The following is a 15,823-nucleotide window of genomic DNA, read 5'->3' on the forward strand; positions in this document are numbered from 1 at the left end:
AGTTGTCTCACGGCGGCCAGGTGGACGTCCGCGCCGGGCCGGACCAGACTGTTGCGGCGTCATCCGGGGCGTGGGTCACACGTCCCCCGCCACCCCCGGTCCCGATCCCCCGAGAGGTCCTCATCGTGCTGCAGACCGACCACTTCATCCGTTTCGAAGAGGTCCGGGAGGTGACGACGACCGAGCGAGGTCTGGTCGCCCAGGTGGAGCGCGAGCAGCTGCGCCTCGACCTCGTCAGTGCGGACGTCGTGCGGGTGAAGATGAGTCGTGGCGGCACGTTCGACGAGGCGCCGACGTTCGCGGTCTGCGTCGACCCGCTGGCCGCACCCGTCGAGTTCACCGTGGACCGCGACGACGAGCGGGTGAGGATCACCACCGCCGCGATGGTGGTCTCGTTGTGGCTCAACCCCTTCCGGCTCGACGTCCACCGCACCGACGGCACCCCGGTCGTGGAGACGGCCCAGGACGACCGGGGACGCTACTGGGCCTACGCGACCCTCAACGACACCTTCACGATCCGGCGCCGGTGCCGTCAGGAGGACGCGGTCTTCGGCCTGGGGGAGAAGTCGGGGCGACACAACCGCAAGGGCCGTGACTTCACGATGTGGAACACCGACGTCCTCAGCCCCGACGCGGTCGGGGAGTTCACGGCGGGGAAGGACCCGGGAGACCCGCGCGGCGACCGCACCAGCGTCGAGTTCGACCCCTTCTACGTCACCATCCCGTTCTTCTACCACCAGAGCTACCCGGCCGGCACGATGGCAGGGTCGTTCATGGACAACGGATACCGCGGCGAGTACGAGTTCTCTGGCCACGACGAGTACCGCATGACGTTCCGCGGCGGCCAGTACACCGAGTACATCTTCGCGGGGCCCGACATGCCGGCGATCCTCACGGCCTACACCGGGCTCACCGGGCGCACGCAGCTGCCGCCGCTGTGGTCCCTGGGCTACCACCAGTGCCGCTGGTTCGACTACACCCAGGACGCCGTCGAGGCTCTTGCCCAGCGCCACCGTGACGACCAGATCCCCTGCGACGCAATGTGGTTGGACATCGACTACATGGATGGTTACCGCGTCTTCACCTGGGACACCGAGAAGTTCCCCGATGCGCCGGGGATGCTCGAGCGGCTGTCCGACCAGGGCTTCAAGGTCATCACGATCATCGACCCCGGGGTGAAGTGGGATCCGGGCTACGCGGTCTTCGACGATGGCCTGGAACGAGACCTCTTCTGCCGCACCGAGGGCGGTGACACCTACATCGGGCAGGTCTGGCCGGGCAACACGGCGTTCCCCGACTTCGTCACCGAGGAGGCGCGAGCCTGGTGGGGCGAGCTCAACGCCAAGCACGTGCAGTCCGGCCTCGCCGGGATCTGGAACGACATGAACGAGCCGGCGACCGGCAGCATCGCCGCGAAGGACATGCGCTTCGGCAGGGGAGAGCACTCCCACGACCGCTACCACAACCAGTACGCGCTGCTCATGGCGATGGGCACCACGGAGGGCCTGCAGCAGGCGATGCCCGAGCTGCGCACCTTCATCCTGTCGCGTGCCGGCTTCGCCGGCATCCAGCGCTACGCCGCCAACTGGATGGGTGACAACCTCTCGCGCTGGGACCACCTGTGGCTGAGCATCGCCATGGGGTCGGGCTTCGGGGTCTCCGGCCAGGCCTTCGTCGGCGCCGACGTCGGCGGGTTCGCGGGGAGCTCCGACCCCGAGCTGTTCACGCGGTGGATGCAGTACGGCGTGCTGACCCCCTTCTGCCGCAACCACTCCATGATCGGCAACGTCGACCAGTACGCCTGGGCGTTCGGCCCGGTCGTCCAGGACATCGTCCGCGAGGCGATCCGCCTGCGCTACCGCCTCATGCCCTACATCTACAGCGCCTTCGTCCGCGCCTCCGTCACCGGTGAGCCGGTGCAGCGACCGATGGTCTTCGACCACCAGTACGACGGCACCGTCCGTGACCTCGACGACCAGTACCTGTTCGGCACCGACCTGCTCGTCGCCCCGGTGACGGCGCCGGGAACGACGTCCCGGCAGGTCTACCTGCCCGCGGGTGACTGGTACGACTGGCATTCCGATGACGTGCACCGAGGCCGCGCGTTCGTCGTCGCACCGACGCCGATGGACCGCATCCCGATCTACGCACGTGGGGGAGCGGTCGTCCCCATGTGGGTGGAGGCGCCCGCATCGACCGACGGCTACCACCCCGAGTCGATCGAGCTCCACGTCTTCGTGCCCGGGGATGACGGTGAGCACGTGTCCCGGCTCGTCGAGGACGACGGCCTCACCACGACGTCGGTCGACGGTGCGGCGTGGCGCACGACGTTCACCCTGACCCGCGAGGGCGCCTCGGTGCGCCTTCACGCCGAGGTCGAGGGGGACGGCTACCCGCAGTTCCGCCGGGAGGCGTTCCACCTCGTGGTCCACGGCTGCGCCCCGACGGGGGTCGACCTCGACGGCACGACCATGGCGGTCGAGGACGGTGTCGCGGTGCTGCCCGTGGGTGGCGAGGGTTTCGCCGTGACCTTCGAGGTCTGAGTCAGGTCCACCCGGGCGTGTGGACGGCGCAGCGTCCCTCTGCATGGGTGCTGCGCCGCCGCACCGTGGTGCGCACGGCCCAGCGGATCCGTCGACGGCCGACGACCAGCACCACCCCGACCCACAGTGCGATGGCCCACCCGCGCGGTCCCACCGGAGGACGGGGGACCGGTGGGTAGCCACCGGCATACAGCCCCGCCGACTGCTCGAAGTGGTTCTCCGAGCCCGGGTAGAGCGAGCTGTCCACGAGATAGGCCAGGGGAAGCAGGCCGATCCCGCCGACGACCGTGAAGAGCGCCCACTGGTCGACGTGCCGCGACTCGTGCTGGGCCAGCAGCCTGGCCCGGACCGGGTTGACCCTCGGTGTGGGAGAAGCGAGGAAGACCTCGCCGACCATGCTCCCCGGCAGGTTCTTGGCGGCCGGGATGAACGCCAGGGTGATCTGGGGGTCGCCCACGCTGCAGAGCCCACGTCCCTTGAGCTCGGCGAACCCCAGGGCCAGGCCGCTCACCGGAGCGGTGAGGGCCGACCGCAGGCTGGACCGGAGGCCGGCCCGTGCCGGGACGACGGGGTCGGCGACCGTTCGCCCCTCGGAGATGGAGATCGGGGCCACGCAGGCGGGCAGGCTGCGTGCCTTCTGCGACACGCGCAGCCCGAACCCGACGACCGAGAGCAACGCCAGGACCACCATGGCGGCGAGCAGGCGCTGGTGCCGTCGCTGGCACATGTCGCAGGCCAGCACCCGCCGGGGCCGCAGCGGCCGGGTCCGGGGGAGGACCAGCAGCAGGCCCAGGACGCCCGCCGCCGTGAAGGCCACCACGGCCCACACGACCCTCATGGCGCCGGAGACGGGGCGTCGCCTTCCAGAGAGGTCGACCACCGGGCCATCCTCCCGCCGGTCCGAGGTCCGGCGCCAGCCGAGGTGAGGGTCGCCGACGCAGGATGTCCCGGTTCACTCCTGGAAGGCCGATTCGTTCTGGCTCAGGTAATTTCGGAACATGACAAGCACCGCTGACAAGGCCCGAGAGCTCCTGCGACTCCACACCGACCCCGAGCTGCTGCTCGTGGTCAACGTCTGGGACGTCATCACCGCGAAGGTCGTCGCGGACACGCCCGGAACCAAGGCGCTGGCGACGGCCAGCCACTCCATCGCCGCGTCCCACGGCTACCCCGACGGCGAGCAGATACCGCGCGACCTCATGATCGAGGCGGTCGGACGGATCGCCGCGGCCGTCGACCTGCCGGTCACGGCCGACCTCGAGGGCGGCTACGGCGATGCCGGTGAGACGGTGGCCCGGGCGATCGACGTCGGCATCGTCGGCGCCAACCTCGAGGACCAGATGAAGCCGCTCGCCGACTCGGTCCGGGCCGTCGAGGCAGCGGTGGCCGCCGGGGAGCGGGCCGGGGTGCCGTTCGTCCTCAACGCCCGCACCGATGCCTTCGTCAAGGCGGGCGACCGTGAGCCGCAGGACGTCCTGGCCGAGGCCATCGAGAGGGGCCGGGCCTACCTGGATGCCGGAGCCGCGACGTTCTTCGTTCCGGGGATGCTCGACGAGGCGGCGGTCACCAGCCTCGTCGAGGCGCTGGGCCGCCAGAAGGTCAACCTCATCGGCATCCCCGGCTCGTTGCCCCTGGCCAGGCTCCAGGAGCTCGGGGTGGCGCGCGTGTCCTACGGACCGTGGAGCCAGAACGTCGCCCTCACCGCCCTGGCCCGGCTGGCCGAGGACGTCTACGCCGGTGGCGGCCTGCCGGAGGGCACGCGCAAGCTCAACTGACCCCCTTCGGTCCCGCGGAGATCAGCCGCGCCGTATGGCGTCGTGCCCCAGGGAGGCATGCACGCCCCAGGTCTGGTTGGCGACCTGGGTGACGTGCAGGTCGACCGCGGCACTCGACAGGGCCAGGGCCTCGGCCCGCGTCACCTCAAGCAGGGTCTCGAGCCAGGTGACCATCGCGTCGAGGGCGGCCGCGGTCGCGACGTTCAGGTCCGGGTCGAAACCCAGCGTCAACCGCGCCGACGGCGTGACGGCGTGGACGGTGCGCAGTGGTGGGTCCGCGACCAGGTCCAGGACCATCGTGGTGGTCATGGGGCACTCGATCGCCGTCCCACCAACCTCGCCGTGACCCTGGGCCGCGTGGCCGTCGCCGGCGGTCAGCAGGGCGCCGGGCACGTTGACCGGCAGGAAGAGCGTCGACCCGGCGACGAGGTCGCGGCAGTCGATGTTGCCCGCGCTCTCCGTCCGCGGCGGCACCGTGGAGAGCTCCTCGGGGACGTCGCAGGCCACGCCCACGACGCCGAGGAACGGTGCCAGCCGCACGGCATACCCGAGGTGGCTGCGGGCGATCCCGGCCGCGCCGTCGATCTCCCACAGGAGGTGACCACCACGTCCCTCGCCGAGGCCGAGTCGCTGGTTGAGCCACGAGTCCGCGCCGCCGGAGGCGGTCCACCCCCAGCCACCGGGCTCGATCGCCGTGAAGTGGACCGACAGGACATCGCCCGGCTCTGCGCCAGCGACCGCGACCGGCCCGGTGAGGCAGTGCCCGCGCCGCGGGCTGAACATCCGCGGACGCTCCTGCCCCGGGAGCTCCTGGGGCTCGAGGTGGCCCCCGGAGTCGAGCGACTCCTGCACGACCGTGTCCCCCGGCTGCACCGTGAGAACCGGCGGGCTGTCGCGGGAGATCGTCTCGACGACGGTGTCAGGGCTGACGGGGAGGTGGTGGATCACGGTGCTCCTGGTGGTGGTGGGCTTGGGGTGGTGGCGTTCAAGCGCCGGGGCCGCTGGGGGTGGTGGGGGTCAGGCGCCGGGGTGGCGGGGCGGGGGCGCTGAGGTGACGATGGTCTCGACCCTGCCACAGCCGACCGGCTGTGGCCGCTGCTGAGAGGACCCCATGGAGTATGTGAAGCTCGGAGCCACCGGACTGGATGTCTCACGGATCGTGCTGGGGTGCATGAGCTTCGGCGAGCCGGACCGCGGCAACCACGCCTGGACCCTCGACGAGGAGGCGAGCCGCCCACTGCTGCGCCAGGCCGTCGAGGCCGGGATCACGTTCTTCGACACCGCCAACGTGTACTCGGCGGGCAGCAGCGAGGAGATCGTGGGCCGGGTGCTGGCGGAGTACGGCCGCCGCGACGAGTTCGTCATCGCGACCAAGGTGCACGGCCGGATGCACGACGGGCCGAACGGAGCAGGCCTGTCACGCAAGGCCATCCTGGCTGCGATCGACGCGAGCCTGGCGCGGCTGGGCACCGACTACGTCGACCTCTACCAGATCCACCGCTGGGACCCGCACACGCCGATCGAGGAGACGATGGAGGCGCTGCACGACGTCGTCCGTTCGGGCAAGGTGCGCTACCTCGGCGCGTCGTCGATGTGGGCGTGGCAGTTCGCCAAGGCGCAGGAGACGACCAGGGCGCACGGCTGGACGCCGTTCGTCTCGATGCAGGACCACTACAACCTCCTCAACCGTGAGGAGGAGCGCGAGATGCTCCCCCTCTGCGTCGACCAGGGGGTCGGGGTCATCCCGTGGAGCCCGCTCGCGCGCGGCCTGCTCACCCGCGAGTGGGGGGAGCAGACCACCAGGAGCGAGACCGACGAGTTCGGTCGCACCCTGTACGGCGACGCCGACCGGGCCGTCGTCGACGCCGTGGGCGAGGTGGCTGGGTCGCGCGGGGTCCCGCGGGCGCAGGTCGCGCTGGCGTGGGTCATGCGCAACCCCGCGGTGACCGCCCCCATCGTCGGAGCGACCCGCGCGGGTCACCTCGAGGATGCCGTCGCCGCCCTCGACCTCGAGCTCACCGACGACGAGGTGGCGAGCCTCGAGGCCCCGTACGTGCCGCACGAGCCCGCTGGCTTTTAGCCCGGCGCCGCAAAACGCCGGTTGCGCGGCATACCGCGGGTTGTCAACCCGACATTTGCCGCGCAACCAGCGTTTTGTGGGAGGCGTGTCAGGCGGGTTCGGGCATCAGTCGCTCGAGGATGTCGGGCACACCCACGACGCCGAGCGCCGGGCCGCCGGGCTCGGCCACGACGACGAGCTGGGTGCTCGTCTGCTTCATCCGGGTCAGGGCCTGGTGGACCAGGGAGTCCGGCGCCATGGTCTCGGGGGTCCGCATGATCGCGGTGACCGGCTGGTCCGGCGCCGCGGTGAGGGCGTCGCGGACGTGGACCACGCCGCGTACGTGCTGGCCGTCGCGCACCAGCACGCGCAGGTGACCGGTGCGCCGCGAGGTCTCCCAGAGGTCGGCGGCGGTGGCGTCGGTGGCGACGGCGGTGAGCGGCCGGTCGTCGTCGACGAGGTCGGCCAGCGTGAGGGTCTGGAGGTCGAGGGCGCCGGCGAGCTGGTGGGAGTACGAGGTGTCCAGCGCGCCGACGTTGGTGGAGTGCTCCAGCAGGTGGCGCAGGTCCTCGGGGCTGCGGCCTGACGCGACGTGGTCGGTCGGCTCGACCCCCACCCGGCGCAGGCAGGCGTTGGCAGCGGAGTTGAGGGCCCTCAGCAGCGGCCTGGTCAACCACATGAAGCCACGCATCGGCAGAGCCAGCAACGTCGCCGAGCGTTCCGGGTGGGCGATCGCCCACGACTTCGGGGCCATCTCACCGACGACGAGGTGAAGGAACGTGACGACGACCAGGGCGAGCACGAAGGCCACGACGTCGGCTACCCAGGCCGGCAGGCCCGTCGCCTCGAGCGGGGGCATCAGCCAGTGGTGGACAGCCGGCTTGGTGATGGCGCCGAGGGCCAGCGTGCAGACGGTGATGCCCAGCTGCGACCCGGCGAGGAGCAGGGTCAGCTCGTGGGAGCTGCGCAGTGCGGCACGTGCGGCGCGGCTCGTGTGCGCTGCGTCCTGGAGCCGGTGCCGCTTGGCCGACATCAGCGCGAACTCGATGGCGACGAAGAACGCCGACAGCGCGATGATGGCGGCGGTGGCGCCCAGGATCACCCCGGGGCTGCTCATGACTGCTCCTCGTCGTGGTGGGTCGGGTCGGGCGCGGTGACCGGGACCGCGGGCTCCACCCGCAGCCGGACGCTCGCTGGGACGTACCGCTCCACCTCGAGCACCTCGATGGTCGCGACGTATGGCGTGGGCTCGCCCTCCTCGGCGAGCTCGGCCGGGTCGATGGGCAGCTCGACCGCGACCACGTCCCCCGGGTCGGGCAGGGCACCGTGGTGGGCGATGACGAAGCCCGACACCGTCTCGTAGTCCCCGACCGGGAGGTGGTGGCCGAGGAGGCGCTGCGCCTCGTCGAGCGGCAGGTCGCCGGGCAGGGTCCACCAGCCGTCAGCCGCCGGCTCGTGGACCGGCTCGGCCACCAGCTCGTCGTGCTCGTCGGTCAGCTCGCCGACCAGCTCCTCGGCGAGGTCCTCGAGGGTGAGGATGCCGGCGAAGGAGCCGTACTCGTCGATGACGCAGGCCAGCTCGCGTCCACGGTCGACCAGCTCGCGGACGGCGTCGGGCAGGGCCATCGTCGTGGGCACGACCACGGGCTCCTGCATGAGCTCGGTCACCGAACGGCCGCCGCGACCCGACGTCGACAGGACGTCGTGCAGCTCGATCACCCCCAGGACGCTGTGACCGTCCTCCGCCAGGACGGGGTAGCGGGAGTGGCCGGCGGCCATGAGGGCGCGGACGTCGTCGACCGTGTGGTGCGGGTCGACGGCATCGACCCGTGGCCGCGGCACCATCGCGTGCTCCACGTCGCGGCCGGGGAAGTCGAGGATGCGCTCGAGCAGCAGGGACAGCTCGGGGGACAGGTCGCCGCTGTCGCGCGACTCGGCCACGATGTGCTCGAGGTCGCGGGCGCTGGCGGAGTGCTCGACGTCGTGCACGGGCTTGATCCCGAGCGTGCGCAGCAGGACGTTGGACGCCTGGTCGAACACCTGGATCAGCCACCCGAACGCCTTGAGATAGATCGTCGTCGACCGGGACAGCCGGCGCGCGATCGGTTCCGGCCGGGCGATCGCGAGGTTCTTGGGGAACAGCTCGCCGAACACCATCTGCACGACGGTCGAGAAGCCGAGGGCGATGGCGGTGCCGATGGCCAGGCCCACGCCGGTCGGCACGGGGGTGCCCCCGAGCAGGTCAGACAGCGACTGACCGATGAGGGGTTCGGCGACGTAACCGACCACCAGCCCGGTGACGGTGATGCCGAGCTGGGCGCCGGACAGCATGAAGGAGGTCCGGCGGGTGACCGCGAGCGCCCGGGCGGCCACCGGGTCACCGGCCTCGGCGCGTGCGGCGAGGCGGGACCGGTCGACCGCCATGTAGGCGAACTCCTGGGCCACGAAGTAGCCGGTCAGGCCGGTGATCAGCAGGACGACGAGGATCCCGAGCAGGAGGGACAGCACCGCGCTCACGCGTCAGCTCCACCGTCGGTGGGGACAGGACAGGCGCGCCGGGTGTGTCCCGGCGTACTGGGGGGTTCCATGCTTCTCCGTGGTCGGGTGCTCTGGTGCGGACAGGGTCACTCGTTGGTCGCAACGCCGGTACGGCCCGTGGGGTTCCGGGCGTACCGTGGACGGGTGCGCCTCACCGACGGCGGCCTCGAGACCAGCCTGATCTTCCACCAGGGGATCGACCTGCCGGACTTCGCCGCCTTCCCGCTGCTCGACGACGAGCAGGGCCGGGCCGCGCTCCGGGCCTACTGGGCGCCCTACCTCGAGCTGGCCCGTGAGACGGGGGCCGACTTCCTGGTGGACACCGCGACCTGGCGCGCCAACGCCGACTGGGGCGACCGCCTCGGCTACGACGCGCAGGCCCTGCACGACGTGAACACCGAAGCGGTGGAGTTCGCGCGCGAGCTCACCGAAGGCCTGACGTCGGCCGGCGTCGTTGGGGTGGTGGGCCCCCGCGGCGACGGGTACGTGGTCGGTCACGAGATGACGGTGCAGGAGGCTGCGACCTACCACCGGCCCCAGGTCCGGTCGCTGGCCGCAGCCGGCGCCGACCACGTCGCCCTGCTCACCATCACCTACGTCGCTGAGGCGGTCGGGTTCGTCCGTGCCGCGCGTGATGTCGGCGTCCCCTGCGTCGCGTCGTTCACGGTCGAGACCGACGGCAGGCTCCCCAGCGGGGTGACCCTGCGGGACGCCGTCGAGGTCGTCGACCACGAGACCGACGGATCCGCCATGGGGTTCATGGTCAACTGCGCGCACCCGGACCACGTGGCATCGGCGTTCGACGACGGCGAGTGGGTGCGTCGCGTGGTGGGCTTCCGGGGCAACGCCTCGCGGATGAGCCACGCCGAGCTCGACGCCGCGGAGGCGCTCGACCCGGGCGATCCCGAGGAGCTCGCCCAGGCGTATGCAGCGTTGCTGCGCCGGCTGCCGTCCGTGGACGTGGTCGGTGGCTGTTGTGGGACCGATGACCGGCACGTCCGCGCGATCGCGGCTACGGTGCTCGACCATGGGCGCACCCACCACTGACTTCTACGGGCTCGAGGGCCTCCTCGACGACGACGAGCGCGAGATCCTGCTCGGGATGCGGGAGTTCCTCGCCCGCGAGGTGGCGCCGATCATCACCGACCACTGGGTCCGGGCCACCTTCCCGTTCGAGATCATCCCCGGAATGGCGGCCCTCGGGACCGCCGGACTGGCCTTCGACGGACCCGGTGGGGGCAAGCGCAGGTTCCTCCTCGACGGCATGCTCGCGATGGAGATGGCCCGGGTGGACCCGTCGATCGCCACCTTCCACGGGGTGCACAGCGGCCTTGCCATGGGCTCGATCCAGCTGTGCGGGTCGCAGGAGCAGAAGGAACGCTGGCTGCCCGCCATGGCCCGCTGGGAGAAGATCGGCGCCTTCGGCCTGACCGAGCCAGACGCCGGCTCCGGTGCGGCCGGTGGGCTGACCACCACGGCGACCCGCGACGGCGACGAGTGGGTCCTGGACGGGGAGAAGAAGTGGATCGGCAACGCGACGTTCGCCGACCTCACCATCATCTGGGCCCGCGACACCGAGAGCGACGAGGTGCTCGGCTTCGTGGTCGAGAAGGGCACTGCGGGGTTCACCACCGAGGCGATCGGCGACAAGATCGCGCTACGGGTCGTGCAGAACGCCCACATCACCCTCGACGGCGTGCGCGTCCCCGAGGCCAACCGTCTGCAGCACGCCAACTCCTTCGAGGACACCGGGCGGGTGCTGCTCATGACGCGCGCCGGGGTCGCCTGGATGGCCGTCGGATGCGCGCTGGGTGCCTACGAGCACGCGCTCGCGTACGCCACCGAGCGTGAGCAGTTCGGCCAGAAGATCGGCGGGTTCCAGCTGATCCAGGACCTGCTCGTCCAGATGCTCGGCAACACCACGGCCTCGGCCACCCTCTGCGTCCAGCTCAGCCAGCTGCAGGACGCGGGCAACGCCACCGACGCGCAGGCCTCGCTCGCCAAGGCGTTCTGCACGGTGCGGATGCGCGAGACGGTTGGCTACGCCCGAGAGCTGTTGGGCGGCAACGGGATCCTGCTCGACCACCAGGTCGGCCGCTTCGTCGCCGACGCCGAGGCGATCTATTCCTACGAAGGCACCCGCGAGATCAACACCCTCATCGTGGGCCGTGACATCACCGGGATCGGCGCCTTCGTCTGAGCTCGTCTTCGTCCGAGCTGTCGCCCCGCCCGACCCCGCGGGGACGGACCTAGCTCGTCGGTCCGGGTCCGCCCGGGTGCCCGTGGTGGCCCTGCCCGGCCAGCGCCGTCACGGAACCCGCACCGGCGAGGGGCAGCGAGACGGTGAAGACCGACCCGCCGTCCGGGCCGGGCTCGTAGCGCACGTCGCCGTGGTGGGCGTGGGCGATGGAGCTGACGATGGTCAGGCCCAGACCCGTGCCCTGGATCGCTTCCGCCTGCGCGGTGCTCGACCGGAAGAAGCGCTCGAACAGGCGGTGCGACTCGCTCTCGGGGACACCCATACCGGTGTCCTCGACCGCGATCTCGACGCGGTCGTCGGGGGTCTCGGTGACCCGCACGGTGACCCGGCCACCGGACGGGGTGAACTTCACGGCGTTGGACGCGAGGTTGAGCAGGGCCCGCTCGAGCTGTCCGACGTCGCCGGTGACGACGACGGGCACCTGGGGCGCCACGACGGTCAGCGTCACCTCGGCGTCGCCGGCCATCTTGTCCAGCGCCTCGCAGGCCTGCCAGGCGCACTGGACCACGTCGACCTCGGTGGTCGTGAAGGAGAAGCTGCCGGCGTCGACCCGGGCGACCGCGAGGACGTCCTCGATGAGGGCAAGGAGGCGGCCGGCGTTGCGTTCGACCTTGTCGACCATCCCCAGCTGGAGCCTTGTGAGCTCACCGGCATCGCCCGCCGACAACATCTCCGCGTACCCGATCACGCTGGTGATGGGGGTGCGCAGCTCGTGGCTGATGTTGGTGACGAAGTCGTCCTTGGCCTGGTCGAGCTCGGTCAGGCGCTCGACCGCCTTGCGCTCCTTGTCGAGGGCCGAGCGCAGCTGCGTCTCGGCATCGCGGCGCTCGGTGACGTCGACGAGCTGGGCGGTGTAGAGGTCGCCGTCGTACTCGTCGAGCGGGGAGAGGGTGACCTCGAGCCAGGCCCGTGAGGGGCGCGCCACCTGGACCTCGCCCTGCCAGCCCCGAGGGCGCTCGCCCTCACGCAGCACGGACACCGCCGAGCCCGGGACGACACCGTCCACCTCGATGGCACTCATCGGGTCGAGCAGGACCGACCAGCTCCGGCCCAGCAGGTCAGCCTCCGTCCGCCCGTCGCCACCCGTGAGCAGCGCGAGGGCCACCGCGTTGAGCTCGACGACGCGCAGCACTCCGTCGCCGCGCTGGAGCAACAGCATGCCGACGCGGGCACCGTTGAAGCCGTGACGGAACAGCGCCTCGCTGCGTTCGAGCTCGGCCACCGCGTCCTGACGCTGACGGATCGCCACCGACAGGGGCAGGACGAGGAGGGCTGCGCAGACGACGAACGCCTGCACCAGGGCCGTGATGACCTCCGGTGGATGGCCGGCGGAGACGTGGGCGAAGGGTCCACCTCCCGCTGCGCTGAGCAGGGTCGCGACGACACCGGTGGTCACCAGCTGCGCGAACACGGTCCGCTGGCCCATGCGCACCGCACCCCACATGAGGGGGACGAAGGGCGCGAAGGCCAGGGGGAGGCTCTGCGCGGGGGCGAAGACGAGGGACACGACGGCGAGCAGGGCCAGCCACTGGGCCGCGCGCTCGGTCCGGCGGCGTCGCGGTGGGGGCGGCGCCCCGAGGAACCAGGGCAGGACCAGCAGCAGCGCCGCGCCGTGCGAGGCGCCGACCGCCCGCGCCACGTCGGTGAAGTCACCGGTGCCGGAGAGCTGGACCGTGAGCCCGGCGCCCACCGCGATGACGGCGGCTCCGGCGGTGCAGGCCTGCAGGAAGCGACCGAACCCGGCCATGGAGGCGAGTGCGGACCTGGCGCCACCGGCTCGGACCAGCAGGAGGGTGACGACGACGGTCTCTGCGAGGTTGGCGAGGGCGAAACCGAGCGAGATCCCCAGTGGCCGGTCCCCGATGAGGTTGCCGACGACGGAGACCACGAACAAACCGGTGCCGAGTCCCCACCGGTGCCGTCCGCGAGCCCGGAGCAGGGCGGCCACCGAGACCCCGCCGGCCGGCCACCACGCGGCAACGCTGGAGCCCTTCGGCGCCAGCAGGACCGAGCTGATGGTCAGGAGGAAGACGATGCCGAGCAAGGCGGCCGAGGCCACTGCGGGCGGGAGGCGGTCCAGCGGCTGGTCGATCCGGTCCTGCCTGCCGCGGGTCGCGTCGGCGAGCGCCATCGACGCACCCCTGGGCGGGGCGGTGCCGGCACCCGTGGGGACCTCAGGATGGGCGTCCGCGGCCCGACGGGCCGGAGCAGGGCGGTGGTGCCACGGCGTCACGGGACGGGCCTCCAGGTCGAGGCGGGCACTGCGCGCGCACGCACCACGCGGACACCTGGCTCTCGGACGGCGGACGGGACGCGGGCCATCATGCCCGACGGCACCCCGAACGCCCGTCAGCGCGCGCCGCGCGCACAGGGTACGGCGCGTCGGCTCCATACCCTGTCCGCTCGGGCGCGGGGCCGCTAGGTTCGGACCCGCACGCGAGGATGGGCGGTGACCCGCCTGCTCCGCGGTCCAGTCCCGGTCCAGTCCCGTTCCAGGAGCAGCCCATGAGCAGTGCCACGAACCTCGACGGTGACCAGGCTCCTGCACCGGTCCCGGACGACGGGTCGGGGGAGGCGTGGTGGCGCAGCGCCGTGATGTACCAGGTCTACCCGCGCAGCTTCGCCGACGGGAACGGTGACGGCGAGGGCGACCTGGCCGGGCTGCGCTCCCGGCTGCCCTACCTGGCCGACCTCGGCGTCGACGGCCTGTGGATCTCGCCGTGGTTCCCCTCGCCCATGGCCGACGGGGGCTACGACGTCAGCGACTTCACCGACATCCACCCCATGTTCGGGACGCTCGCGGACGCCGACGCGGTCCTGCGCGACGCCCGGGCGCTCGGCCTGCGCGTCATCATCGACCTCGTCCCCAACCACACCTCCGACCAGCACCCGTGGTTCCTCGCGGCCCTCGCCGGCGGGCGCCAGGCCCCGGAGCGGGCGCGGTACTTCTTCCGCGACGGACGCGGCGAGACGGGGCAGGAGCCGCCCAACAACTGGATCAGCGCCTTCGGCGGCCCGGCGTGGAGTCGCGTCACCGAGCCGGACGGCACGCCCGGCCAGTGGTACCTGCACCTGTTCGCCCCGGAGCAGCCGGACCTCGACTGGAGCAACGCCGAGGTCCTCGACGACTTCGACGACGTGCTGCGGTTCTGGTTCGACCGCGGCGTCGACGGGCTGCGCATCGACGCTGCCCCGGCGATGTCGAAGAAGGCCGGGCTGCCCGACGCCGACTACGGCGGGGTGCTGCAGTTCCGGACCGTCGACTGGGACGACAACCCGCACTGGGACGTCGAGACCGTCCACGACATCTTCCGCCGCTGGCGCGCCATCGCCGACACCTACGACGGGGAGCGGGTCTTCGTCGCCGAGGCCGTCGTCAGCACGCCCGAGCGGTTGGCGAAGTACCTGCGCCCCGACGAGATGCACACGGCCTTCAACTTCCCCTACCTCAAGGGCCCGTGGGAGGCCACGGCGCTGCGGACCGTCATCGACGACACCCTGGCGTCGTTCGCACCGATGGGTACTCCCTCCACCTGGGTCCTCACGAGCCACGACGAGATCCGGCCGGTGACGCGCTACGGCCGGGCCACGACCAGCTCCTACTTCATCACCGACGGTGAGGGCGAGGTGCCGGACCTCGAGCTGGGCACCCGTCGCGCCCGAGCGGCCGCGATGCTCATGCTGGCGCTGCCGGGCGGCGCGTACATCTACCAGGGCGAGGAGCTCGGCCTGCCCAACGTCGACGACCTGCCCGACGAGGTGCTGCAGGACCCGATGTTCCTGCGCAGCGGGGGTGCGATGCGTGGCCGCGACGGCTGCCGGGTGCCGCTGCCGTGGTCCGGCTCCCAGCCGCCGTTCGGGTTCTCGCCCGAGGGGGTGCAGCCCTGGCTGCCGCAACCGGCGTCATGGTCGGCCCTCACGGCCGAGGCCGAGCTGGCGGACCCCGCGTCGATGCTGTCGTTGTATCGGTCCCTGCTGCGCCTGCGGCGGGAGACTCCGGGACTCGCAGCGACGGGGCTCTCCTGGCGCCCGTCGGCTGACGGCGTGCTCGACTTCGACCGCGGGCGCGCGTTGCGCTGCGTGGTGAACCTGTCGCCCCGACCGGTGTCGCTCGGGGCGTCCACGGTGCTCGTCAGCAGCGTCTCCCTCGAGGACGGCGTGCTGCCGACTGACGTGGCTGCCTGGCTCACGGTGGGCTGAGGCTCGGACAGGCCGGCCGGGCGAGGCAGCCGGACGGGCGTGCCGGGCCGGCTCGGCACGCCCGCGACGAACCGGCCTGTGGGTCAGGACACCGGTCGCAAGGGGTGGATGACGATGTCCCCGGCGAGGTGGCCGCTGGTCGCCTTCATCGCCTCGGCGATGTGGGCCGTGCCGAGGTGGGCATCGAGGTCGTCCTGACCTCGCCACCGCTCGACGGTGACGAACGTCCCGGGGGCGGAGGCCGACTCGAACAGGTCGTAGGACAGGCACCCCGGCTCCTGGCGGGTGGCGTCGCCGAGGGTGGTGAGCGCTCCGCGGACGGTCTCCTCCGACCCGTTGCTGGCAGGAATGGTGGCAACGACGTGGAGCTCGCTCATGGGGGTGCCTCTTCGGGTCGGGAAGGATCGGGTGAGTTCACCCTAGGGTGGGCGAGCCGGCGCTGCAGGAC

Annotated in this window: 12 protein-coding genes; 6 read left to right on the forward strand and 6 right to left on the reverse strand. The window is 71.7% G+C overall.

Annotated features, from left to right (window positions below):
• The first annotated feature begins 125 nt into the window (after window positions 1-125).
• Complete coding sequence (locus ABEG17_RS17140; protein WP_406830691.1) at window positions 126-2,543, forward strand: glycoside hydrolase family 31 protein; 2,418 nt, start codon at window positions 126-128, stop codon at window positions 2,541-2,543.
• Window position 2,544: 1 nt separating this feature from the next.
• Here ABEG17_RS17140 and ABEG17_RS17145 read toward each other — a convergent pair whose 3' ends face one another.
• Window positions 2,545-3,423 carry a hypothetical protein gene (locus ABEG17_RS17145; RefSeq protein ID WP_406830692.1) on the reverse strand — a complete coding sequence of 293 codons (879 nt, stop codon included), beginning with the start codon at window positions 3,421-3,423 and terminating at the stop codon, window positions 2,545-2,547.
• A gap of 118 nt (window positions 3,424-3,541) precedes the next feature.
• Here ABEG17_RS17145 and ABEG17_RS17150 point away from each other — a divergent pair, with 118 nt between their 5' ends.
• Entirely contained in the window at window positions 3,542-4,318 is a 777-nt protein-coding gene (locus ABEG17_RS17150) for an isocitrate lyase/phosphoenolpyruvate mutase family protein (RefSeq protein WP_406830693.1), read from the forward strand.
• 21 nt (window positions 4,319-4,339) lie between these two features.
• On the opposite strand, the gene ABEG17_RS17155 is transcribed toward ABEG17_RS17150, so the two are convergent.
• On the reverse strand, window positions 4,340-5,266 hold the full coding sequence (locus ABEG17_RS17155; RefSeq protein ID WP_406830694.1) for an acetamidase/formamidase family protein: 927 nt from the start codon (window positions 5,264-5,266) through the stop codon (window positions 4,340-4,342).
• A 163-nt stretch (window positions 5,267-5,429) separates the two neighbouring features.
• Here ABEG17_RS17155 and ABEG17_RS17160 point away from each other — a divergent pair, with 163 nt between their 5' ends.
• Complete coding sequence (locus tag ABEG17_RS17160) at window positions 5,430-6,398, forward strand: aldo/keto reductase (protein ID WP_406830695.1); 969 nt, start codon at window positions 5,430-5,432, stop codon at window positions 6,396-6,398.
• 88 nt (window positions 6,399-6,486) lie between these two features.
• Here the strand turns inward: ABEG17_RS17160 and ABEG17_RS17165 are convergent, their stop codons facing one another.
• Both ABEG17_RS17165 and ABEG17_RS17170 read right to left on the reverse strand, forming a co-directional pair.
• The gene (locus ABEG17_RS17165; protein WP_406830696.1) at window positions 6,487-7,494 is read right to left on the reverse strand and encodes a CNNM domain-containing protein; all 1,008 of its coding nucleotides are present in this window, start codon (window positions 7,492-7,494) and stop codon (window positions 6,487-6,489) included.
• Window positions 7,491-8,894, reverse strand: coding sequence for a hemolysin family protein (locus ABEG17_RS17170; protein ID WP_406830697.1), 1,404 nt, complete (start codon window positions 8,892-8,894; stop codon window positions 7,491-7,493). The genes ABEG17_RS17165 and ABEG17_RS17170 overlap by 4 nt, the downstream gene beginning before the upstream one ends.
• 165 nt (window positions 8,895-9,059) lie before the next feature.
• Here ABEG17_RS17170 and ABEG17_RS17175 point away from each other — a divergent pair, with 165 nt between their 5' ends.
• Window positions 9,060-9,962, forward strand: a complete 903-nt coding sequence (locus ABEG17_RS17175) for a homocysteine S-methyltransferase family protein (RefSeq protein WP_406830698.1) — start codon at window positions 9,060-9,062, stop codon at window positions 9,960-9,962.
• The gene (locus tag ABEG17_RS17180; RefSeq protein ID WP_406830699.1) at window positions 9,943-11,115 is read left to right on the forward strand and encodes an acyl-CoA dehydrogenase family protein; all 1,173 of its coding nucleotides are present in this window, start codon (window positions 9,943-9,945) and stop codon (window positions 11,113-11,115) included. Before ABEG17_RS17175 ends, ABEG17_RS17180 begins: the two co-directional genes overlap by 20 nt.
• Before the next feature lie 49 nt (window positions 11,116-11,164).
• Here ABEG17_RS17180 and ABEG17_RS17185 read toward each other — a convergent pair whose 3' ends face one another.
• Complete coding sequence (locus tag ABEG17_RS17185; RefSeq protein ID WP_406830700.1) at window positions 11,165-13,306, reverse strand: ATP-binding protein; 2,142 nt, start codon at window positions 13,304-13,306, stop codon at window positions 11,165-11,167.
• A gap of 374 nt (window positions 13,307-13,680) precedes the next feature.
• Between ABEG17_RS17185 and ABEG17_RS17190 the strand changes: the two genes are divergently transcribed.
• A complete protein-coding gene (locus tag ABEG17_RS17190; protein WP_406830701.1) occupies window positions 13,681-15,375 on the forward strand; it encodes a glycoside hydrolase family 13 protein in 1,695 nt (564 codons plus the stop codon).
• Window positions 15,376-15,458: 83 nt separating this feature from the next.
• On the opposite strand, the gene ABEG17_RS17195 is transcribed toward ABEG17_RS17190, so the two are convergent.
• Window positions 15,459-15,752: a putative quinol monooxygenase gene (locus ABEG17_RS17195; RefSeq protein WP_406830702.1), complete on the reverse strand. Its 294-nt coding sequence runs from the start codon at window positions 15,750-15,752 to the stop codon at window positions 15,459-15,461.
• Window positions 15,753-15,823 lie beyond the last annotated feature (71 nt).

It is taken from the genome of Pedococcus sp. KACC 23699 (assembly GCF_045348425.1).
Lineage (GTDB): Bacteria > Actinomycetota > Actinomycetes > Actinomycetales > Dermatophilaceae > Pedococcus.